The sequence below is a fragment of the Pantoea sp. UBA5035 genome, from assembly GCF_002415245.1.
In the GTDB taxonomy this organism is placed as follows: domain Bacteria; phylum Pseudomonadota; class Gammaproteobacteria; order Enterobacterales; family Enterobacteriaceae; genus Pantoea; species Pantoea septica.
Genome location: NZ_DICD01000027.1, coordinates 326,051 through 341,614 on the forward strand (window position 1 = coordinate 326,051; position 15,564 = coordinate 341,614).

16 protein-coding genes and 2 pseudogenes are annotated in these 15,564 nt (G+C 60.9%); 11 read left to right on the forward strand and 7 right to left on the reverse strand.

Annotation, left to right across the window (positions count from 1 at the left end; translation table 11 throughout):
* Window positions 1-79 precede the first annotated feature (79 nt).
* Both B3229_RS18330 and pspF read right to left on the reverse strand, forming a co-directional pair.
* Window positions 80-265 (reverse strand): annotated as a pseudogene (locus B3229_RS18330) (glutathione peroxidase); the annotation flags it as partial.
* Between the two features lie 128 nt (window positions 266-393).
* Window positions 394-1,383 carry a phage shock protein operon transcriptional activator gene (pspF, locus tag B3229_RS18335; protein WP_286873542.1) on the reverse strand — a complete coding sequence of 330 codons (990 nt, stop codon included), beginning with the start codon at window positions 1,381-1,383 and terminating at the stop codon, window positions 394-396.
* A 163-nt stretch (window positions 1,384-1,546) separates the two neighbouring features.
* Here pspF and pspA point away from each other — a divergent pair, with 163 nt between their 5' ends.
* From pspA to tyrR, 7 genes are all read left to right on the forward strand, one after another.
* Window positions 1,547-2,212, forward strand: a complete 666-nt coding sequence (pspA, locus tag B3229_RS18340) for a phage shock protein PspA (RefSeq protein WP_033746938.1) — start codon at window positions 1,547-1,549, stop codon at window positions 2,210-2,212.
* A gap of 36 nt (window positions 2,213-2,248) precedes the next feature.
* Window positions 2,249-2,473 (forward strand): envelope stress response membrane protein PspB, encoded by a 225-nt coding sequence (gene pspB, locus B3229_RS18345; RefSeq protein WP_033746941.1) that lies wholly within the window; start codon window positions 2,249-2,251, stop codon window positions 2,471-2,473.
* A complete protein-coding gene (gene pspC, locus B3229_RS18350; RefSeq protein ID WP_048786256.1) occupies window positions 2,470-2,817 on the forward strand; it encodes an envelope stress response membrane protein PspC in 348 nt (115 codons plus the stop codon). The genes pspB and pspC overlap by 4 nt, the downstream gene beginning before the upstream one ends.
* Window positions 2,818-2,873: 56 nt before the next feature.
* Window positions 2,874-3,119 carry a phage shock protein PspD gene (gene pspD / locus B3229_RS18355; RefSeq protein ID WP_048786259.1) on the forward strand — a complete coding sequence of 82 codons (246 nt, stop codon included), beginning with the start codon at window positions 2,874-2,876 and terminating at the stop codon, window positions 3,117-3,119.
* On the forward strand, window positions 3,103-4,497 hold the full coding sequence (locus B3229_RS18360) for a YcjX family protein (protein WP_286873168.1): 1,395 nt from the start codon (window positions 3,103-3,105) through the stop codon (window positions 4,495-4,497). The genes pspD and B3229_RS18360 overlap by 17 nt, the downstream gene beginning before the upstream one ends.
* The gene (locus tag B3229_RS18365) at window positions 4,494-5,561 is read left to right on the forward strand and encodes a YcjF family protein (RefSeq protein ID WP_048786264.1); all 1,068 of its coding nucleotides are present in this window, start codon (window positions 4,494-4,496) and stop codon (window positions 5,559-5,561) included. The genes B3229_RS18360 and B3229_RS18365 overlap by 4 nt, the downstream gene beginning before the upstream one ends.
* A gap of 146 nt (window positions 5,562-5,707) precedes the next feature.
* Window positions 5,708-7,288 (forward strand): transcriptional regulator TyrR, encoded by a 1,581-nt coding sequence (gene tyrR, locus B3229_RS18370; RefSeq protein WP_033790210.1) that lies wholly within the window; start codon window positions 5,708-5,710, stop codon window positions 7,286-7,288.
* A 19-nt stretch (window positions 7,289-7,307) separates the two neighbouring features.
* On the opposite strand, the gene tpx is transcribed toward tyrR, so the two are convergent.
* On the reverse strand, window positions 7,308-7,811 hold the full coding sequence (gene tpx, locus B3229_RS18375; protein ID WP_033790209.1) for a thiol peroxidase: 504 nt from the start codon (window positions 7,809-7,811) through the stop codon (window positions 7,308-7,310).
* Between the two features lie 142 nt (window positions 7,812-7,953).
* Between tpx and ycjG the strand changes: the two genes are divergently transcribed.
* Entirely contained in the window at window positions 7,954-8,937 is a 984-nt protein-coding gene (gene ycjG / locus B3229_RS18380; protein WP_286873173.1) for an L-Ala-D/L-Glu epimerase, read from the forward strand.
* Here the strand turns inward: ycjG and mpaA are convergent.
* Window positions 8,912-9,619: a murein tripeptide amidase MpaA gene (mpaA, locus tag B3229_RS18385; RefSeq protein ID WP_286873175.1), complete on the reverse strand. Its 708-nt coding sequence runs from the start codon at window positions 9,617-9,619 to the stop codon at window positions 8,912-8,914. The two genes, ycjG and mpaA, sit on opposite strands and share 26 nt — an antisense overlap.
* Before the next feature lie 156 nt (window positions 9,620-9,775).
* Here mpaA and B3229_RS18390 point away from each other — a divergent pair, with 156 nt between their 5' ends.
* The 3 genes from B3229_RS18390 to B3229_RS18400 all read left to right on the forward strand — a co-directional run bounded on the left by B3229_RS18390 (window position 9,776) and on the right by B3229_RS18400 (window position 12,951).
* Window positions 9,776-11,395, forward strand: a complete 1,620-nt coding sequence (locus B3229_RS18390) for a peptide ABC transporter substrate-binding protein (protein WP_048786274.1) — start codon at window positions 9,776-9,778, stop codon at window positions 11,393-11,395.
* Between the two features lie 119 nt (window positions 11,396-11,514).
* Window positions 11,515-12,498, forward strand: a complete 984-nt coding sequence (gene zntB, locus B3229_RS18395; protein ID WP_286873177.1) for a zinc transporter ZntB — start codon at window positions 11,515-11,517, stop codon at window positions 12,496-12,498.
* 306 nt (window positions 12,499-12,804) lie between these two features.
* Complete coding sequence (locus tag B3229_RS18400; protein WP_193390104.1) at window positions 12,805-12,951, forward strand: hypothetical protein; 147 nt, start codon at window positions 12,805-12,807, stop codon at window positions 12,949-12,951.
* A gap of 51 nt (window positions 12,952-13,002) precedes the next feature.
* On the opposite strand, the gene ttcA is transcribed toward B3229_RS18400, so the two are convergent.
* From ttcA to B3229_RS18415, 3 genes and pseudogenes are all read right to left on the reverse strand, one after another.
* Window positions 13,003-13,932, reverse strand: coding sequence for a tRNA 2-thiocytidine(32) synthetase TtcA (ttcA, locus tag B3229_RS18405; RefSeq protein ID WP_048786279.1), 930 nt, complete (start codon window positions 13,930-13,932; stop codon window positions 13,003-13,005).
* A 79-nt stretch (window positions 13,933-14,011) separates the two neighbouring features.
* A pseudogene (locus B3229_RS18410) lies at window positions 14,012-14,080 on the reverse strand (hypothetical protein); the annotation flags it as partial.
* Between the two features lie 158 nt (window positions 14,081-14,238).
* Window positions 14,239-15,447 (reverse strand): MFS transporter, encoded by a 1,209-nt coding sequence (locus B3229_RS18415; protein ID WP_286873180.1) that lies wholly within the window; start codon window positions 15,445-15,447, stop codon window positions 14,239-14,241.
* Between the last annotated feature and the right edge of the window lie 117 nt (window positions 15,448-15,564).

The following is a 15,564-nucleotide window of genomic DNA, read 5'->3' on the forward strand; positions in this document are numbered from 1 at the left end:
ATATTTTTCCTGTGAACGTAACGATGCAATATCGGGGTAAGCGTGAAAGCTGGCTGATAGCTTTTCAGCCAGCATGTATACCGTCGCGTCCGATCAGGAACTCAGTTAAGTTCCATTTGAGGCGCCCGCCTGGCACGCTGGGCAATGCGTCTTTCAGATAACGAAACACCGGGTGCGTTAAGGCGCCGTTGACCTCAACTTTCTCGAACATCGGGAAGCTCACGCCATAATTGATGTGGCAGGTCTGCGCGATTTCGTCAGCCTCGCACAGCTCCATGGAACAACTTTCTCTAAAACTATTTAAAATAGCTGCAAAAACAGGCTGTTAAGAGATGATGCATGAAGTTTTGAAAGTCAGATTTTTTTATGTAATCCATTGAAATAATGATGAAATCACTCCTTCTCTATACCGTGCTTCTTCATCATCGCCCGCAACTGATGATAGGTCACACCCAGCAGTTCTGCGGCGCGGCGCTGGTTATATTTCGCCTGCTGCAGGCTGGCTTCCACCAGCGCGCGCTCCTGCTGATTTTGCCACAGCCGCAAATCAAGCGGCAAAGCGGGAAGGGAGCCTGAAGAGTCATCCGGCGCGGCGGCCGTCGGCAGTTCGCGCGGCGCAAAGGGATTGATAATAATCCGGTCGAGCGGCTCGTCGCTGCTGTGATGACGGTAGACCGAGCGCTCCACCACGTTTTTTAGCTCGCGCACATTGCCAGGCCACTGATACGCCAGCAGGGTCTCCTGCGCCTCGGGCGTAAAGCCTGGGAACAGCGGCAGGCCCAGCTCGCGGCACATCTGAATAGCGAAATGCTCCGCCATCACCAGAATGTCGCTGCGCCGCTCGCGCAAGGGCGGCAGCTGCACCACGTCAAAGGCGAGGCGGTCAAGCAGGTCGGCGCGGAATTTCCCTGCCGCCGCCAGCGCGGGCAGATCCTCGTTGGTGGCGCATACCAGCCGCACGTTAACCTGCAACGCGTGATTGCCGCCGACGCGCTCCAGCTGGCCATACTCGATGACGCGCAGCAGCTTCTCCTGCACCAGCATCGGCGCCGTCGCCAGCTCATCGAGAAACAGCGTGCCGCCATCCGCCCGCTCGAAGCGGCCCAGATGACGCTTCTGCGCGCCGGTAAAGGCGCCCGCCTCATGGCCGAACAGCTCGGAGTCGAGCAGATTTTCGTTCAGCGCGGCGCAGTTAAGCGAAATAAAAGGGCCCTGCCAGCGGTCGGAGAGGTAGTGCAGGCGGCTGGCGATCAGCTCTTTGCCGGTGCCGCGCTCGCCGACCACCAGCACCGGCTTCTCCAGCGGCGCCAGCATGGATACCTGCTCGAGAACTTCGAGAAAGTTATTGGATTCGCCTAACAGGTTATCGTTGCTGTCTACCATGATGAAATTCACCACCTCTTAATCAATTTAACTACCTTACGCGACCTGCGCAACGCTGTAAAATATAAATAGCTATAAAAATCAGTGAAATAAAAACTGGCACGCCTTTTGAATATAACAATCAGCGCATGGCGCACCAACATAATCAAAGAGGAACATCATTATGGGTATTTTTTCTCGTTTCGCCGACATCGTTAACGCCAACATCAATTCGCTGCTGGAGCGTGCGGAAGATCCGCAGAAACTGGTACGCCTGATGATTCAGGAAATGGAAGACACGCTGATTGAAGTACGTTCTACCTCGGCGCGCGCGCTGGCGGAGAAAAAACAGCTGAACCGCCGCATCGAACAGGCGGAAATCCAGCAGGCCGAATGGCAGGAAAAAGCGGAGCTGGCGCTGCGCAAAGAAAAAGATGATCTGGCGCGTGCGGCGCTGATCGAAAAACAGAAGCTGACCGACCTGATCGCCTCGCTGCAGCAGGAAGTGGTTCACGTTGAAGAGACGCTGGAGCGCATGAAGGGCGAAATCGGCGAGCTGGAGAAAAAGCTGAGCGAAACCCGCGCTCGTCAGCAGGCGCTGACCCTGCGTCATCAGGCTGCTTCTACCTCGCGCGACGCGCGTCGTCAGCTCGACAGCGGCAAGCTGGATGAAGCCATGGCGCGCTTTGAATCTTTTGAGCGCCGCATCGACCATATGGAAGCAGAAGCGGAAAGCCAGCGTTTCGGCAAGTCGAAGTCGCTGGACGCGCAGTTTGCCGATCTGCAGGCCGATGACGAAATCAGCCAGCAGCTGGAAGCGCTGAAAGCCAAAATGAACCGTAGCGAATAACACTATTTGATTTGCGAGAGTGATTAAGGAGAGTCAATGAGCGCACTTTTTCTCGCTATACCGCTGACCATTTTCGTGCTGTTTGTCGCGCCGATCTGGTTATGGCTGCACTACAGCAATCGCCGCAGCGGCAACGAACTGTCGGCAGGCGATTTGCAGCGCCTGCAGCAGCTGACGCAGGATGCGGAACGTATGCGCGACCGCATCCATGCGCTGGAGTCTATTCTGGACGCCGAGCATCCTAACTGGAGGCAGCCATGATTAAACGCAAGCTTTGGCGCAAGCCGGACGAAGGGAAGCTGATGGGCGTCTGCGCCGGCGTGGCGGAGTACCTGGATATTCCGGTGCGGCTGCTGCGCGTTATCGTGGTGCTGTCGCTGTTCTTCGGCCTGTTCGCGATTACTATCTGCGCCTACTTCATTCTGGGGTTCGTGCTTGACGTGAAACCGGCGGATGCCGAAGAGGGCGCGACCAGGCCCAACGCCGGCGAACTGCTCGACCGGCTGGAAAGCGCGCTGCGGCGCGATGAGTACAGCGTGCGCGAGATCGAACGCTACGTCACTTCTGAAACCTTCAGCGTGCGTAGCCGCTTTCGCCAGCTCTGACTTTCCCTGAACGGGGCCGCTTTGGCCCCGTTATACCCGTCAACCGGAGGTATACTTTGTTATATTCACGCACGTCCTCTTTTCGCCGCCGCGCGACCCCCGCGTTGAAGTCGGTCGGGAAATTCATCATTATCAATGCCGTGAGCTATGGACCGGCCGGGCTGACCGGCTGGGCGGTAAAATCGGTTGCGCGTCGCCCGCTGCGCATGCTGCTTTCCCTGGCGCTGGAGCCGTTGCTGCAGCGCGTTATGAAGCGGGCGGCGGCGCGCTTCATCAGGGAAAAAGATGATAAACAAGTCTGAGCTACTGTCATTATTCAACCGCGGCGCGGATCGTCATCTGCGCCTGGCGGTAACCGGCCTGAGCCGCAGCGGTAAAACCGCCTTTATCACCTCATTAGTCAACCAGCTGCTTAACGTGCACAGCGGCGCGCGGCTGCCGCTCTTTTCCGTGGTGCGCGACGAACGCCTGCTGGGCGTCAAGCGCATTCCGCAGCGCGATATGGGCACGGCGCGCTTCACCTACGACGAAGGGCTCGCGCAGCTCTACGGCACGCCGCCCGCCTGGCCGACGCCAACGCGCGGCGTCAGCGAAATGCGGCTGGCGCTGCGCTACCGCTCGCAGGATTCGCTGTTGCGCCACTTCAAAGAGAGCGCGACGCTCTATCTGGAGATCGTTGACTATCCCGGCGAATGGCTGCTCGATCTGCCGATGCTGGCGCAGGACTATTTCGACTGGTCGCGGCAGATGGTCGGGCTGCTGCAGGGCGATCGCGCCCAGTGGGCGCAGCCCTGGCGCGAACTCTGCGCGTCGCTCGATCCCTTTGCGCCCGCCGATGAAAACCGGCTGGCCGCCATCGCCGCCGCCTGGACCGACTATCTGCACCGCTGCAAGGCCGAAGGGCTGCACTTTATTCAGCCGGGGCGCTTTGTGCTGCCGGGCGAGATGGCGGGCGCGCCCGCGCTGCAGTTCTTTCCCTGGCCGCTGACGGACGAGGCGGAACGCGGCAAGCTGGCGCAGGCTGACAAAGGCAGCAACTTCGCCATGCTGCAGCAGCGCTTTCGCTACTACTGTCAGCATGTGGTGAAGGACTTTTACCGCAACCACTTCCTGCGTTTCGACCGCCAGATCGTGCTGGTGGACTGCCTGCAGCCGCTGAACAGCGGACCGCAGGCGTTTAACGATATGCGGCTGGCGCTGACTCAGCTGATGCAGAGTTTCCACTACGGGCAGCGCACCCTGTTCCGCCGGCTCTTTTCGCCGGTGATCGACAAGCTGCTGTTCGCCGCCACCAAAGCGGACCATATCACCGCCGATCAGCACGGCAATATGGTGTCGCTGCTGCAGCAGCTGGTGCAGGACGCGTGGCAAAACGCCGCCTTCGAGGGCATCAGCATGGACTGCGTCGGCCTCGCGTCGGTGCAGGCCACCCAGAGCGGACTGGTGGATCACCGCGGCGAAAAGATCCCGGCGCTGCGCGGCGAGCGGCTGGCGGACGGCGAAGCCCTGACCTTCTATCCAGGCGAAGTGCCGCCGCGCCTGCCGGGCCACGCCTTCTGGCAGCAGCAGGGATTTCAGTTTGAACAGTTCCGGCCGCAGCCGCTCGATATCGATCGACCGCTGCCCCATATCCGCATGGACGCCGCGCTGGAATTTTTATTAGGAGACAAGCTGCGATGAACGACGAACAACTCAAGCCGCGTATCGATTTCGCCCGTCCGCTGGACGCCCCGCGCGAGCCTGCGCTGCGCCCGGCGCAGGCTTTCGACGGCGAGGCGCGGCAGGCGTTTCTCGCCGTCGACGAGCAGGCCGACGAGGTAATGGAAGAGGGCGCGGGCGAGCGGGCGGTGGAGCAGGCGCTGCGGCCGAAGCGCAGCCTGTGGCGCCGGCTGGTCGGCGCGGGCGCGGCGCTGTTTGCCGTCAGCGTCGCGGCACAGAGCGTGCAGTGGATGCACGACGCCTGGCTGACGCGCGACTGGTTTGCCCTCGGCAGCGGCGCGGCGGGCGCCTTAATTGTTATTGCCGGCGTCGGCGCGCTGACCAGCGAGTGGCGCCGCCTCTATAAGCTGCGCGCCCGCGCCGAAACGCGCGACGTCGGACGCGAACTGCTGCACAGCCATAGCGTCGGCAAAGGGCGCGCCTTCTGCGAAAAACTGGCGCAGCAGGCGGGTCTCGATCAGGCGCATCCGGCGCTGCAGCGCTGGCACGCTTCGCTGCATGAAACCCAAAACGACCGCGAAACCGTCACGCTCTACGCGCAGCTGGTGCAGCCGGTGCAGGATCGCCAGGCGCGACGCGAAATCGGCCGCCACGCCGCGGAGTCGACGCTGATGATCGCCGTCAGCCCGCTGGCGCTGGTGGATATGGCGTTTATCGCCTGGCGCAACCTGCGGCTGGTAAACCGCATCGCCGCTATCTACGGCATTGAGCTAGGCTATTTCAGCCGGCTGCGGCTGTTTCGGCTGGTGCTGCTGAACATGGCGTTCGCCGGCGCGTCGGAGCTGGTGCGCGAAGTCGGCATGGACTGGATGTCGCAGGATATCGCCGCCCGGCTCTCTGCGCGCGCCGCGCAGGGCATCGGCGCCGGTCTGCTCACCGCGCGGCTCGGCATCAAGGCGATGGAGCTGTGCCGCCCGCTGCCCTGGCTGGAGGAGGATAAGCCGCGGCTGGGCGATTTTCGCCGCGATCTTATCAGCCAGCTTAAAGAGACGCTGCCGAAAAGCGGCGTAAAGCGCGAAGGCTAAGCGCTTTCCCCTGCTGGTGCGCCGCCGCTCGCGCGGCGCGCACCGCAGGCTGAACACCACTGTCAACTTTTGCTTCCACGCCTCTTCAGACCTGCCGCAAGTTAGCGTATTATCTCCAGATTCTTCACCTGACTAAGGCCATCGCAATGCGTCTTGAAGTCTTCTGCCAGGACCGCATCGGTCTGGCACGCGAGCTGCTCGATCTGTTAGTCGCCCGTAACATCGATTTACGCGGCATTGAAATCGCGGCGCTCGGCCGTATTTACCTTAACTTCTCTGCGCTTGAATTCGACCAGTTCAGCAGCCTGATGGCGGAGATTCGCCGCACGCCCGGCGTGACCGACGTGCGCACCGTCGCCTATATGCCTTCGGAGCGGGAGCACCGCGCCCTGAGCGCGCTGCTGGTCGCCATGCCGGAGCCGGTTTTTTCTATCGATCTCAAAAGCAAGGTCGAGCTGGCCAACCCGGCGGCGCAAAATCTGTTCGACCTCGACGAACAAAAAATTCGCAACCACAGCGCGGGCAACCTGATTAGCGGCTTCAACTTCCAGCGCTGGCTGGAGAGCGACCGCGTTGAGGCGCAGGCGCAGCATGTGGTGATCGACGGCCGCGATTTCCTGATGGAGGCGCGTCCCATCTACCTGACCGCCGACGAAGGCGCAGGCGATCAGCCGGTCGGTGCGATGGTGATGCTGAAGTCCACCGCCCGCATGGGGCGTCAGCTGCAAAACCTGGTGGTGACCGACGAGTCGGAGTTCGACCATATCATCGCCGTAACGCCCAAGATGCGTCAGGTGATCGATCAGGCGCGCAAGCTGGCGATGCATGATGCGCCGCTGCTGATCGTTGGCGATACCGGCACCGGCAAAGATATGCTGGCGCGCGCCTGCCATCTGCGCAGCGCGCGCGGCAAGAAGCCCTTCCTGGCGCTCAACTGCGCCTCGCTGCCGGACGACGTCGCGGAGAGCGAACTTTTTGGCCATGCCGCCGGCGCCTATCCCAACGCGTTAGAGGGGAAAAAGGGATTCTTCGAGCAGGCCAACGGCGGCTCGGTGCTGCTCGACGAGATCGGTGAAATGTCGCCGCGCATGCAGACCAAGCTGCTGCGTTTTCTCAACGACGGCACTTTCCGCCGCGTCGGGGAAGAGCATGAGGTGCATGTCGACGTGCGCGTCATCTGCGCCACGCAGAAGAACCTGATCGAGCTGGTGCAGCGCGGGGAGTTCCGCGAAGATCTCTTTTACCGTCTGAACGTGCTGACGCTGCATCTGCCGCCGCTGCGCGAGCGCCCGCTCGATATCCTGCCGCTAACCGAGATGTTTGTGGCGCGCTTTGCCGACGAGCAGGGCATTCCGCGTCCGCGCCTCTCGCCGCAGCTTAACGGCCTGCTGACGCGCTACAACTGGCCGGGCAACGTGCGCCAGCTGAAGAACGCGCTCTATCGCGCGCTGACGCAGCTGGAGGGGCACGAGCTGCGTCCGCAGGATATCGTGCTGCCTGAGCAGGCGCTGGACGCCTCGCTGGGCGAAGAGGCGATGGAGGGCACGCTCGACGAGATCACCAGCCGCTTCGAGCGTTCCGTGCTTACCCGTCTTTATCTCTCCTATCCCAGCACCCGTAAGCTGGCGAAACGCCTTGGCGTCTCGCATACGGCTATCGCCAACAAGCTGCGTGAGTATGGGTTAGGGCAGAGGCGCGGCGAGCAGGAAGAGAAAAACGGCGGCTAACCGCCGCCGGGGGGTAACGCTATTTCAGTACGGCCAGCGCCGCGTCGTAATCGGGTTCCGTGGTGATCTCGTCGACCAGCTGGCTGTACAGCACCTTGTCATGCTCGTCCAGCACCACCACCGCGCGCGCCGTCAGGCCCGCCAGCGCGCCAGCAGAAATCGCCACGCCGTAATCCTGTTTGAATTCCGCGCCGCGCAGCGTCGAGAGCGTCACGACATTATTCAGGTTGTCGGCGCCGCAAAAGCGCGACTGCGCAAAAGGCAGATCGGCGGAGACGCAGAGCACCACCGTGTTGGTCAGCTCGCTGGCCAGCTGGTTAAAGCGGCGCACCGAGGCGGCGCAGACGCCGGTGTCCACGCTGGGAAAAATATTCAGAACCTTGCGTTTTCCTGCATACTCAGAGAGCGACACGTCGGAGAGATTTTTCGCCACCAGCGAAAAGGCTTTAGCCTGCTCGCCTGCCTGGGGAAAGTGACCAGCAACCTCAACCGGGTTGCCCTGAAAATGAACAGTGTGAGACATAGCGATTCCTTAAATGTCAGATAACTGGCTACAGGTAAGTATGGTTTGAAAAAAGATTTATGACATATCTATAAGAGACTTACGAGCGGAAAACGCAGATTATCCGAGACGACGCGCAGTTATCGAATGACATGGAGAGAGTATGAGAACGGTAAAAAGCTATCCCGAGTCCTGGCCGCTGCATACCCCTTTCGTCATCGCCCGCGGCAGCCGCACCGAAGCGAAAGTGGTGGTGGTGGAGATTGAAGAGAATGGCGTCAAAGGCACCGGCGAGGCGACGCCCTATGCGCGCTACGGCGAAACCGAAGCCTCCGTGCTGACGCAGATCGCCGAGATCCTGCCTTCGCTGCAGCAGGGCATGACGCGCGACGCTCTCCAGCTGGCGATGCCGGCCGGCGCGGCGCGCAACGCTGTCGACAGCGCGCTGTGGGATCTGCAGAGCCGCCAGCAGCGCCAGGATCTCTGGGCGCTAAACGGCGTTGCGGCGCCCGCAGAGGTGGTGACGGCGCAGACCGTCAGCATCGACACCCCCGAAGCGATGGCGAGCAGCGCCCGGGCGCTCTGGCAGCACGGCGCGACGCTGCTGAAAATCAAGCTGGACGACACCTTTATCACCGAGCGGCTGGTGGCGATCCGCACGGCGGTGCCGCAGGCGACGCTGATTGTCGACGCCAACGAGTCCTGGCAGGCCGAAGGGCTGGCGGCGCGCTGTCAGCTGCTGGCGGATCTGGATGTGGCGATGCTGGAGCAGCCGCTGCCCGCCGGACAGGATGCGGCGCTGGCGAACTTTATCCATCCGCTGCCGATCTGCGCCGACGAAAGCTGCCATACCCGCGACAGCCTGCCTGCGCTGCAGGGACGCTATGAGATGGTCAATATCAAGCTGGATAAAGCGGGCGGGCTGACCGAAGCGCTGGCGCTGGCGGCAGCGGCGAAGGCGCTCGGACTGGAGGTGATGCTCGGCTGCATGATCTGCACCTCGCGCGCGATCCATGCCGCGCTGCCGCTGGCGCCGGCGGCGCGCTTCGCCGATCTCGACGGGCCGACCTGGCTGGCGGTGGATGTCGAGCCCGCCATTCAGGTCAGCGCCGGCAAAGTGGTTATCGCTGCCAGCGCAGCAGGTTAATCATCGGCTCCAGATAGCGCTCTGTCGCTTCATCCACTGAAATCGCCGGCATTTCGGCGGTAATGCAGGGCAGGCCGAGGTCGTTGCACCAGCTGCCGAACGAGCCGGGCGTGTCGTAACCGACGCTGCCTACCAGCGGCAGCGCGGTCTGCTGCGCCAGCCAGTGGCCAAGTTCGCTGCTGCGCGGATCGTCGATGCAGGCCAGCGGCTCGTGCCAGGAGACTACCCAGCGCGGCTTCAGCCCGTGGATCAGCTCGCACAGCGCCTGGGTCTCCGGCTCGGAGCCAGGCCGATCGCCGGTCGAGAGCAGCACGTCGCGCGCCTCGGCGGCGCTGTTCCAGCGATAGACCGTCTCGCCGCTCTGCCAGTTGGCCGCCGGAAAGTTGCGGTTGAGATCGACGCCGTGCGCGTTGGCGCGCAGGCCCAGCTGACAGCCGTCCGGATTGACCGCCAGGACCACGTGATGACGCCGCAGCCGGTCCGGCAGCGTGCGCATCGCCGCGGACAGGGTGGCGACGGCGGCGTTTTCATCGCCATGGGTGCCCGCCAGGATCAGCCCGCTGTCGCTATCGGCGGCCGGCGCGGGAAACCAGAGCAGCGGCGCGCCCAGCACGCTGTCGCCGTAGCGCTGATACGGAATCTCAAGTTTGCCGCGTCGTGGTCGCGGGTGTAACACCGTCATCGGCTTTCTCCTTTATTGCCCTGTTCAGACAAAGTAGCGGAAAAGCCGCGCGCGGAAAATCGCTATTTATCCTTCAGGCATTTGCGCTACAGTGCCTGGGTCATGCTGCGCCCTGCAGTGCGTTGCGCAGCGCTTCATTAGGGTAAGGGAGTGAAGATGAAAAGCACATTTCGCAAGACGCTGACGGCGCTGATCCTCGCCGCCATCGCGACGCCGACGCTGGCGGCGCAGCTGCCGGCCGGCGCGCAGCTGGCCGCCCAGCAGGAGATTGTCCGCCATATCAAAGACGAGCCCGCCTCGCTCGATCCGATGAAAGCGGTCGGCCTGCCGGAAATTCAGGTAATTCGCGATCTCTTCGAAGGACTGACTAATCAGGATGCGCAGGGCAATATCGTGCCGGGCGTGGCTGAAAGCTGGAGCAGCAGCGACAATAAAACCTGGATCTTTACGCTGCGCGGCAACGCGAAATGGTCCAACGGCGAGCCGGTGACGGCGCAGGATTTCGTCTACAGCTGGCAGCGTCTGGTCGAGCCGAAAAACAGCTCGCCTTTTGCCTGGTTCGCCGGGCTGGCGGGCATCAGCAACGCGGGCGCGATAACCAAAGGCGAGATGCCGGCGGATCGGCTCGGCGTCAGCGCCGTCGACGCGCAGCATCTTAAAGTGACGCTGGATCGTCCGGTGCCCTGGTTCCCGGCGCTGGCGGCCAACGTGGCGCTCTTCCCGGTGCCGCAGCGCGTTATCGCCAGCGCAGGCGACGGCTGGACCGCGCCGGGCAAGCTGGTGGGCAACGGCGCCTATCAGCTGGAATCGCGCGTGGTGAATGAGAAAATTGTGCTGACGCGTAATCCAGCCTACTGGGACAACGCGCATTCAGTGCTGACCAAAGTGACCTTTATTCCCATCAACGAAGAGTCCAGCGCCACCAAGCGCTACCGCGCGGGCGATATCGATATCACCGAATCGTTCCCGAAAAACCTGTACGCACAGCTGAAAAAAACGCTGCCGGGCGAGGTCTATACGCCTGACCAGCTCGGCACCTATTACTACGCCTTCAACACCCAGAAGGGCGCCACGGCGGATGCGCGCGTGCGTAAGGCGCTGTCGTGGAGCATTGACCGCCGCATTATCGCGGAAAAAGTGCTGGGCACCGGCGAGAAGCCCGCCTGGCGCTTTACCCCCGACGTGACCGCAGGCTTCAAACCGGCGCAGTCGTATATTGAGCAGCACAGCCAGCAGGAGCTTAACGCTCAGGCGAAGGCGCTGCTCACCGCCGCAGGCTACGGCCCAGGCCGACCGCTGCACCTGACGCTGCTCTACAACACCTCGGAAAGCCATCAAAAAATCGCTATCGCCGTCGCGTCGATGTGGAAGAAGAACCTTGGCGTTCAGGTCACGCTGCAGAATCAGGAGTGGAAAACCTATATCGACAGCCGCAACAGCGGCAATTTCGACGTGATCCGCGCCTCCTGGGTCGGCGACTACAATGAACCGTCTACCTTTCTCAGCCTGCTGACCAGCGGCAACAGCAGCAACATCGCGCGCTTCAGCAACGCCGACTACGACGCGGTGCTCGCCAGAGCGAGCGGCGAAACCCAGGCCGAGGCGCGCAACAGCGACTACAACAAGGCGGAGCAGATTCTGGCGGACCAGGCGCCGATCGCGCCGATCTATCAGTACACCAACGGCCGCCTGATCAAGCCGTGGGTGAAAGGCTATCCCATCAACAACCCCGAAGATGTCGCCTACAGCCGCGAGCTGTGGATCGAAAAGCACTAAGTCCTGCGCGGCCTGCCTGGCAGGCCGCCTGCAGACACCTTTGCTCACAGCCTGAGGATTGCAACTCAACCGCGCCGCGCTAGACTGTATCGTATTGATTTTTTTAGTGAGGCAAGTGAGTGAACGTCATTGAAGGCAAAGCGTTGCAGGTATCCGACGCCATAATCGCCTGCCAGCTTGATGGCAAGGGCGGCTTGATCCCCATCGAAGATAAGGACGTCATCCACTGCGAGCGTCCCTGCTGGCTGCATCTTAACTATACCCATCGTGAGAGCGCCGACTGGCTGCAGTCTACGCCGCTGATCCCCGACACGGTGCGCGACGCGCTGGCGGGCGACAGCATGCGGCCGCGCGTCAGCCGACTTGGCGACGGCTTTATGATCGTGCTGCGCAGCGTCAACCACAACGCCGACTCTCGGCCGGAACAGCTGGTGGCGATGCGGGTGTTTATCAACGACAAGCTGATCGTGTCGACGCGTCGCCGTAAGGTCTATGCGGTGGACGCGGTGCTGACCGATCTGCAGAACGGCAACGGCCCGGAAGATGGCGGCAGCTGGCTGGTGGATATCTGCGACGCGCTGACCGATCACGCCAGCGAATTTATTGAAGAGCTGCATGACAAAATCATCGTGCTGGAGGATGCGCTGCTGGACCAGCGCGTGCCGGCGCGCGGCGAGCTGTCGCTGCTGCGCAAGCAGCTGATCGTGATGCGGCGCTATATGACGCCGCAGCGCGACGTCTATTCGCGCCTCGCCAGCGAGAAGCTGCCGTGGATGGATGACAGCGACCGCCGCCGTATGCAGGAGGTCTCCGACAGGCTAGGGCGCGGGCTGGACGATCTCGACGCCGGCGTGGCGCGCACCGCCGTGCTCGCCGATGAGGTCGCCTCGCAGATGGCGGAGGCGATGAACCGCCGCACCTACACCATGTCGCTGCTGGCGATGATTTTTCTGCCGACCACCTTTCTGACCGGGCTGTTCGGCGTTAACCTCGGCGGCATTCCGGGCGCCAACTGGCATCTCGGCTTCACTGTTTTCTGCCTGCTGCTGCTGATTATGATTATCGGCGTCGCATGGTGGCTGAAGCGACGGCGCTGGCTGTGACAATAATGTAATCAACTGGTTACTAAGGTTAACGTCAGGACAATAATGCGCGGTGAGAGGCAAAAAGGGAAAAAAAGCTGATCGAGGTCAATAACCCTGCAGGGCAACAGCGGCAAACTCAGTCCCGCAGGTGAATGCAACGTCAAGCGATGGGCGTTGCGCTCCATATTGTCTTACTTCCTTTTTTAGAATTACTGCATAGCACATATTAATTCGATACGCCGGCCTTATCCGCCGGCTTTTTTTTTGCCCCTGCGGCTGAGTTATACCTATGCTTGAAGGACAACGACCTCAGAGGAGCAGGGTATGACATCCATTTTCGCCAGCGATCCGATTCCTACCGATCCCGTCCCGATCCCCGATCCAATACCGCAGCCGCCGCCGAGTCCGCAACCGGATCCGCAGCCAGAGCCGGGCTATCCGCCGATCCTCGATCCGCTGCCGCATCGGTAAAAAAAAGGGCGCGCTGACTGAACAGCGCGCCCTTTTTAGTTCGGCTGCGGATTAGGGCAGCTGCAGCACGTCGAGGCGTACCGCCGGCGCCGTCTCGTCCTCTTCCTGCCAGCCGGCAGGCTGCACCGGCAGCGTTTCACGGTCAAAGGCGAGATCGCCGCCGTCCACCACCGCATCGCCATGCTGGATGCCTTTAAAATCGAACAGCGCGGTATCCGCCAGATGCGACGGCACGACGTTCTGCATCGCGCTGAACATCGTCTCAAGCCGTCCCGGATAGCGCTTATCCCAGTCGCGCAGCATATCGCCGATCACCTGGCGCTGCAGGTTCGGCTGCGAACCGCAGAGGTTGCACGGAATAATCGGGAACTTGCGCGCCTCAGAGAAGCGTACGATATCTTTTTCCCGGCAGTAGGCCAGCGGACGGATCACGATATGTTTGCCGTCGTCGCTCATCAGCTTCGGCGGCATGCCTTTCATTTTTCCGCCATAGAACATGTTCAAAAACAGCGTCTGCATAATGTCGTCGCGATGGTGGCCCAGCGCGATTTTCGTGCAGCCCAGCTCGGTGGCGGTACGATAGAGAATGCCGCGGCGCAGGCGCGAACAGAGCGAGCAGGTGGTTTTGCCTTCCGGGATCTTCTCTTTAACGATGGAGTAGGTGTCTTCCTCAACGATTTTGTATTCGACGCCCAGCGATTCCAGATATTCCGGCAGGATATGCCCCGGAAAGCCCGGCTGTTTCTGGTCGAGGTTGACCGCCACCAGCGAGAAGTTAACCGGCGCGCTCTGCTGCAGATTGCGCAGGATCTCCAGCAGCGTATAGCTGTCTTTGCCGCCTGACAGGCAGACCATAATGCGGTCGCCCTCTTCAATCATGTTGTAATCGGCGATAGCGGCGCCGACGTTGCGACGCAGACGCTTCTGAAGTTTGTTGAGGTTGTACTGTTCTTTCTTGTCAACCGTTTGATTTTCTTGCATTAAGTTATATCTCAGCAACCAAAAGAGGGCAGATAACGCGCAGCGCTTCGGCGCGCCATCCTGCTATTCAGCGTAGTCAGCAGGCAAAAGTATGCCGCGTATGGTACGGATTACGGCGGCGAATGCCAGCACGTTTTATGGCGGCATCAGACAGAAGTCGCTGCGGCTTTACTCTCTCTTATGTCGCGAGCAGGGGTATCGGCGCTTCCTCATGCCCTGGCTGGGCTAAGGAAATAAAACGGGCGTAAAAATAACGCGCGAGCAAAGAGGCTGTAATCGATTTTCTCTGTTACAGCCTGATAGCCGTTATGTGAGCTTAAGGCTATCTCGATTCATAAACCAGATCCCCAGCGCCAGCGCCAGAAATCCCGCCGCGCCGATCATGACCGCACTCCAGCCGCCAGCGTGCCACAGTATGCCCGCCAGCGCTGATCCTATCGCCGCGCCGATAAAGTTAGAGACGACAAAGATGGTGCTCAGGCGACTGCGCATCGCCGGATTAATTGAAATGATGCGTGTCTGATGCAACACGTTTAACGTCTGTACGGCGATATCGATCAGGATAATCGCCAGGACGATTAACCCGATGCTGTTGCGGCCCCAGGCGGCAACACCGATAGCCACCAGGGCCAGTAGCAGCGCCAGGCCCGTCGCCGTCACCGAGTGACCCCGGTCATGCAGAATGCCTGCCCGTCTGGCCATCAGCGCGCCTGCCAGTCCTGCCAGTCCCGTCAGGCCAATCTGGCTGACCGTATAAGAGTAGGGTGCCGCACTCAACAAAAAGGTCAGGCTGGTCCAGAACATCGTGAAAACAAGAAAGCCGCAGGCAGCGATAAGCAGGGTGATACGCACCGTTGCGCTTTCCGCTATCACCGACAGCAGCGAGCGCATTAATACTCTGTAACTGAGATGCTGGCGAGGAATATCGGCTGGAAGCATTCGCAGCATCAGGAGCGACAGGATGAACGCGCCGCCCGCAGCGATAAAATAGACCGCACGCCAGCCGAGCAAATCGGCAATTACTCCGCTGACGGTTCTCGACAAGAGAATGCCGATAAGCATTCCTGAAATGATAGTGCCCAACACTTTTCCTAACTGAGACGGGCTCGCCAGATCGCCGGCAAACGGCGTCAAAAGCTGGCCGGCGACGGTCGTCAGCCCTGTCAGCGCCATTGCCGCCATCAGTAATGGCATAGAGGGCGCAAGTGCCGTCAGACAAAGCGAAAGCGCTGAGAGAAAGAGGATGGCAGGAATCAGCCTGCGGCGATTCCGGATGTCACCCAGCGGCACCAGCAGCAGAATGCCGGTTGCATAACCTAACTGGGTGAAAGTGATAAGCATACTTGCTGAGTCTGGCTGAGCGCCAAATGAGAGGGCGATATCATTCAGCAGCGGCTGTGCCCAGTAGAGATTACCGACCGCCATTCCGCCAGTGATGGCAAACAGCAGGATGAGCATGCGATTTAAAGCTGACTTTTCTGGCGTGCCGATATTCTCAGGGCTATTGATCTTCACTCAACCTCCATTTCATCCATTACGGGCTAATTCCCCTGTCTTATGGCTCAGAAATCTGCATCAGCTCACCACTGAGGCGCGGCAGGGGAATCTCCCCAATGATACGAGCCATATAAT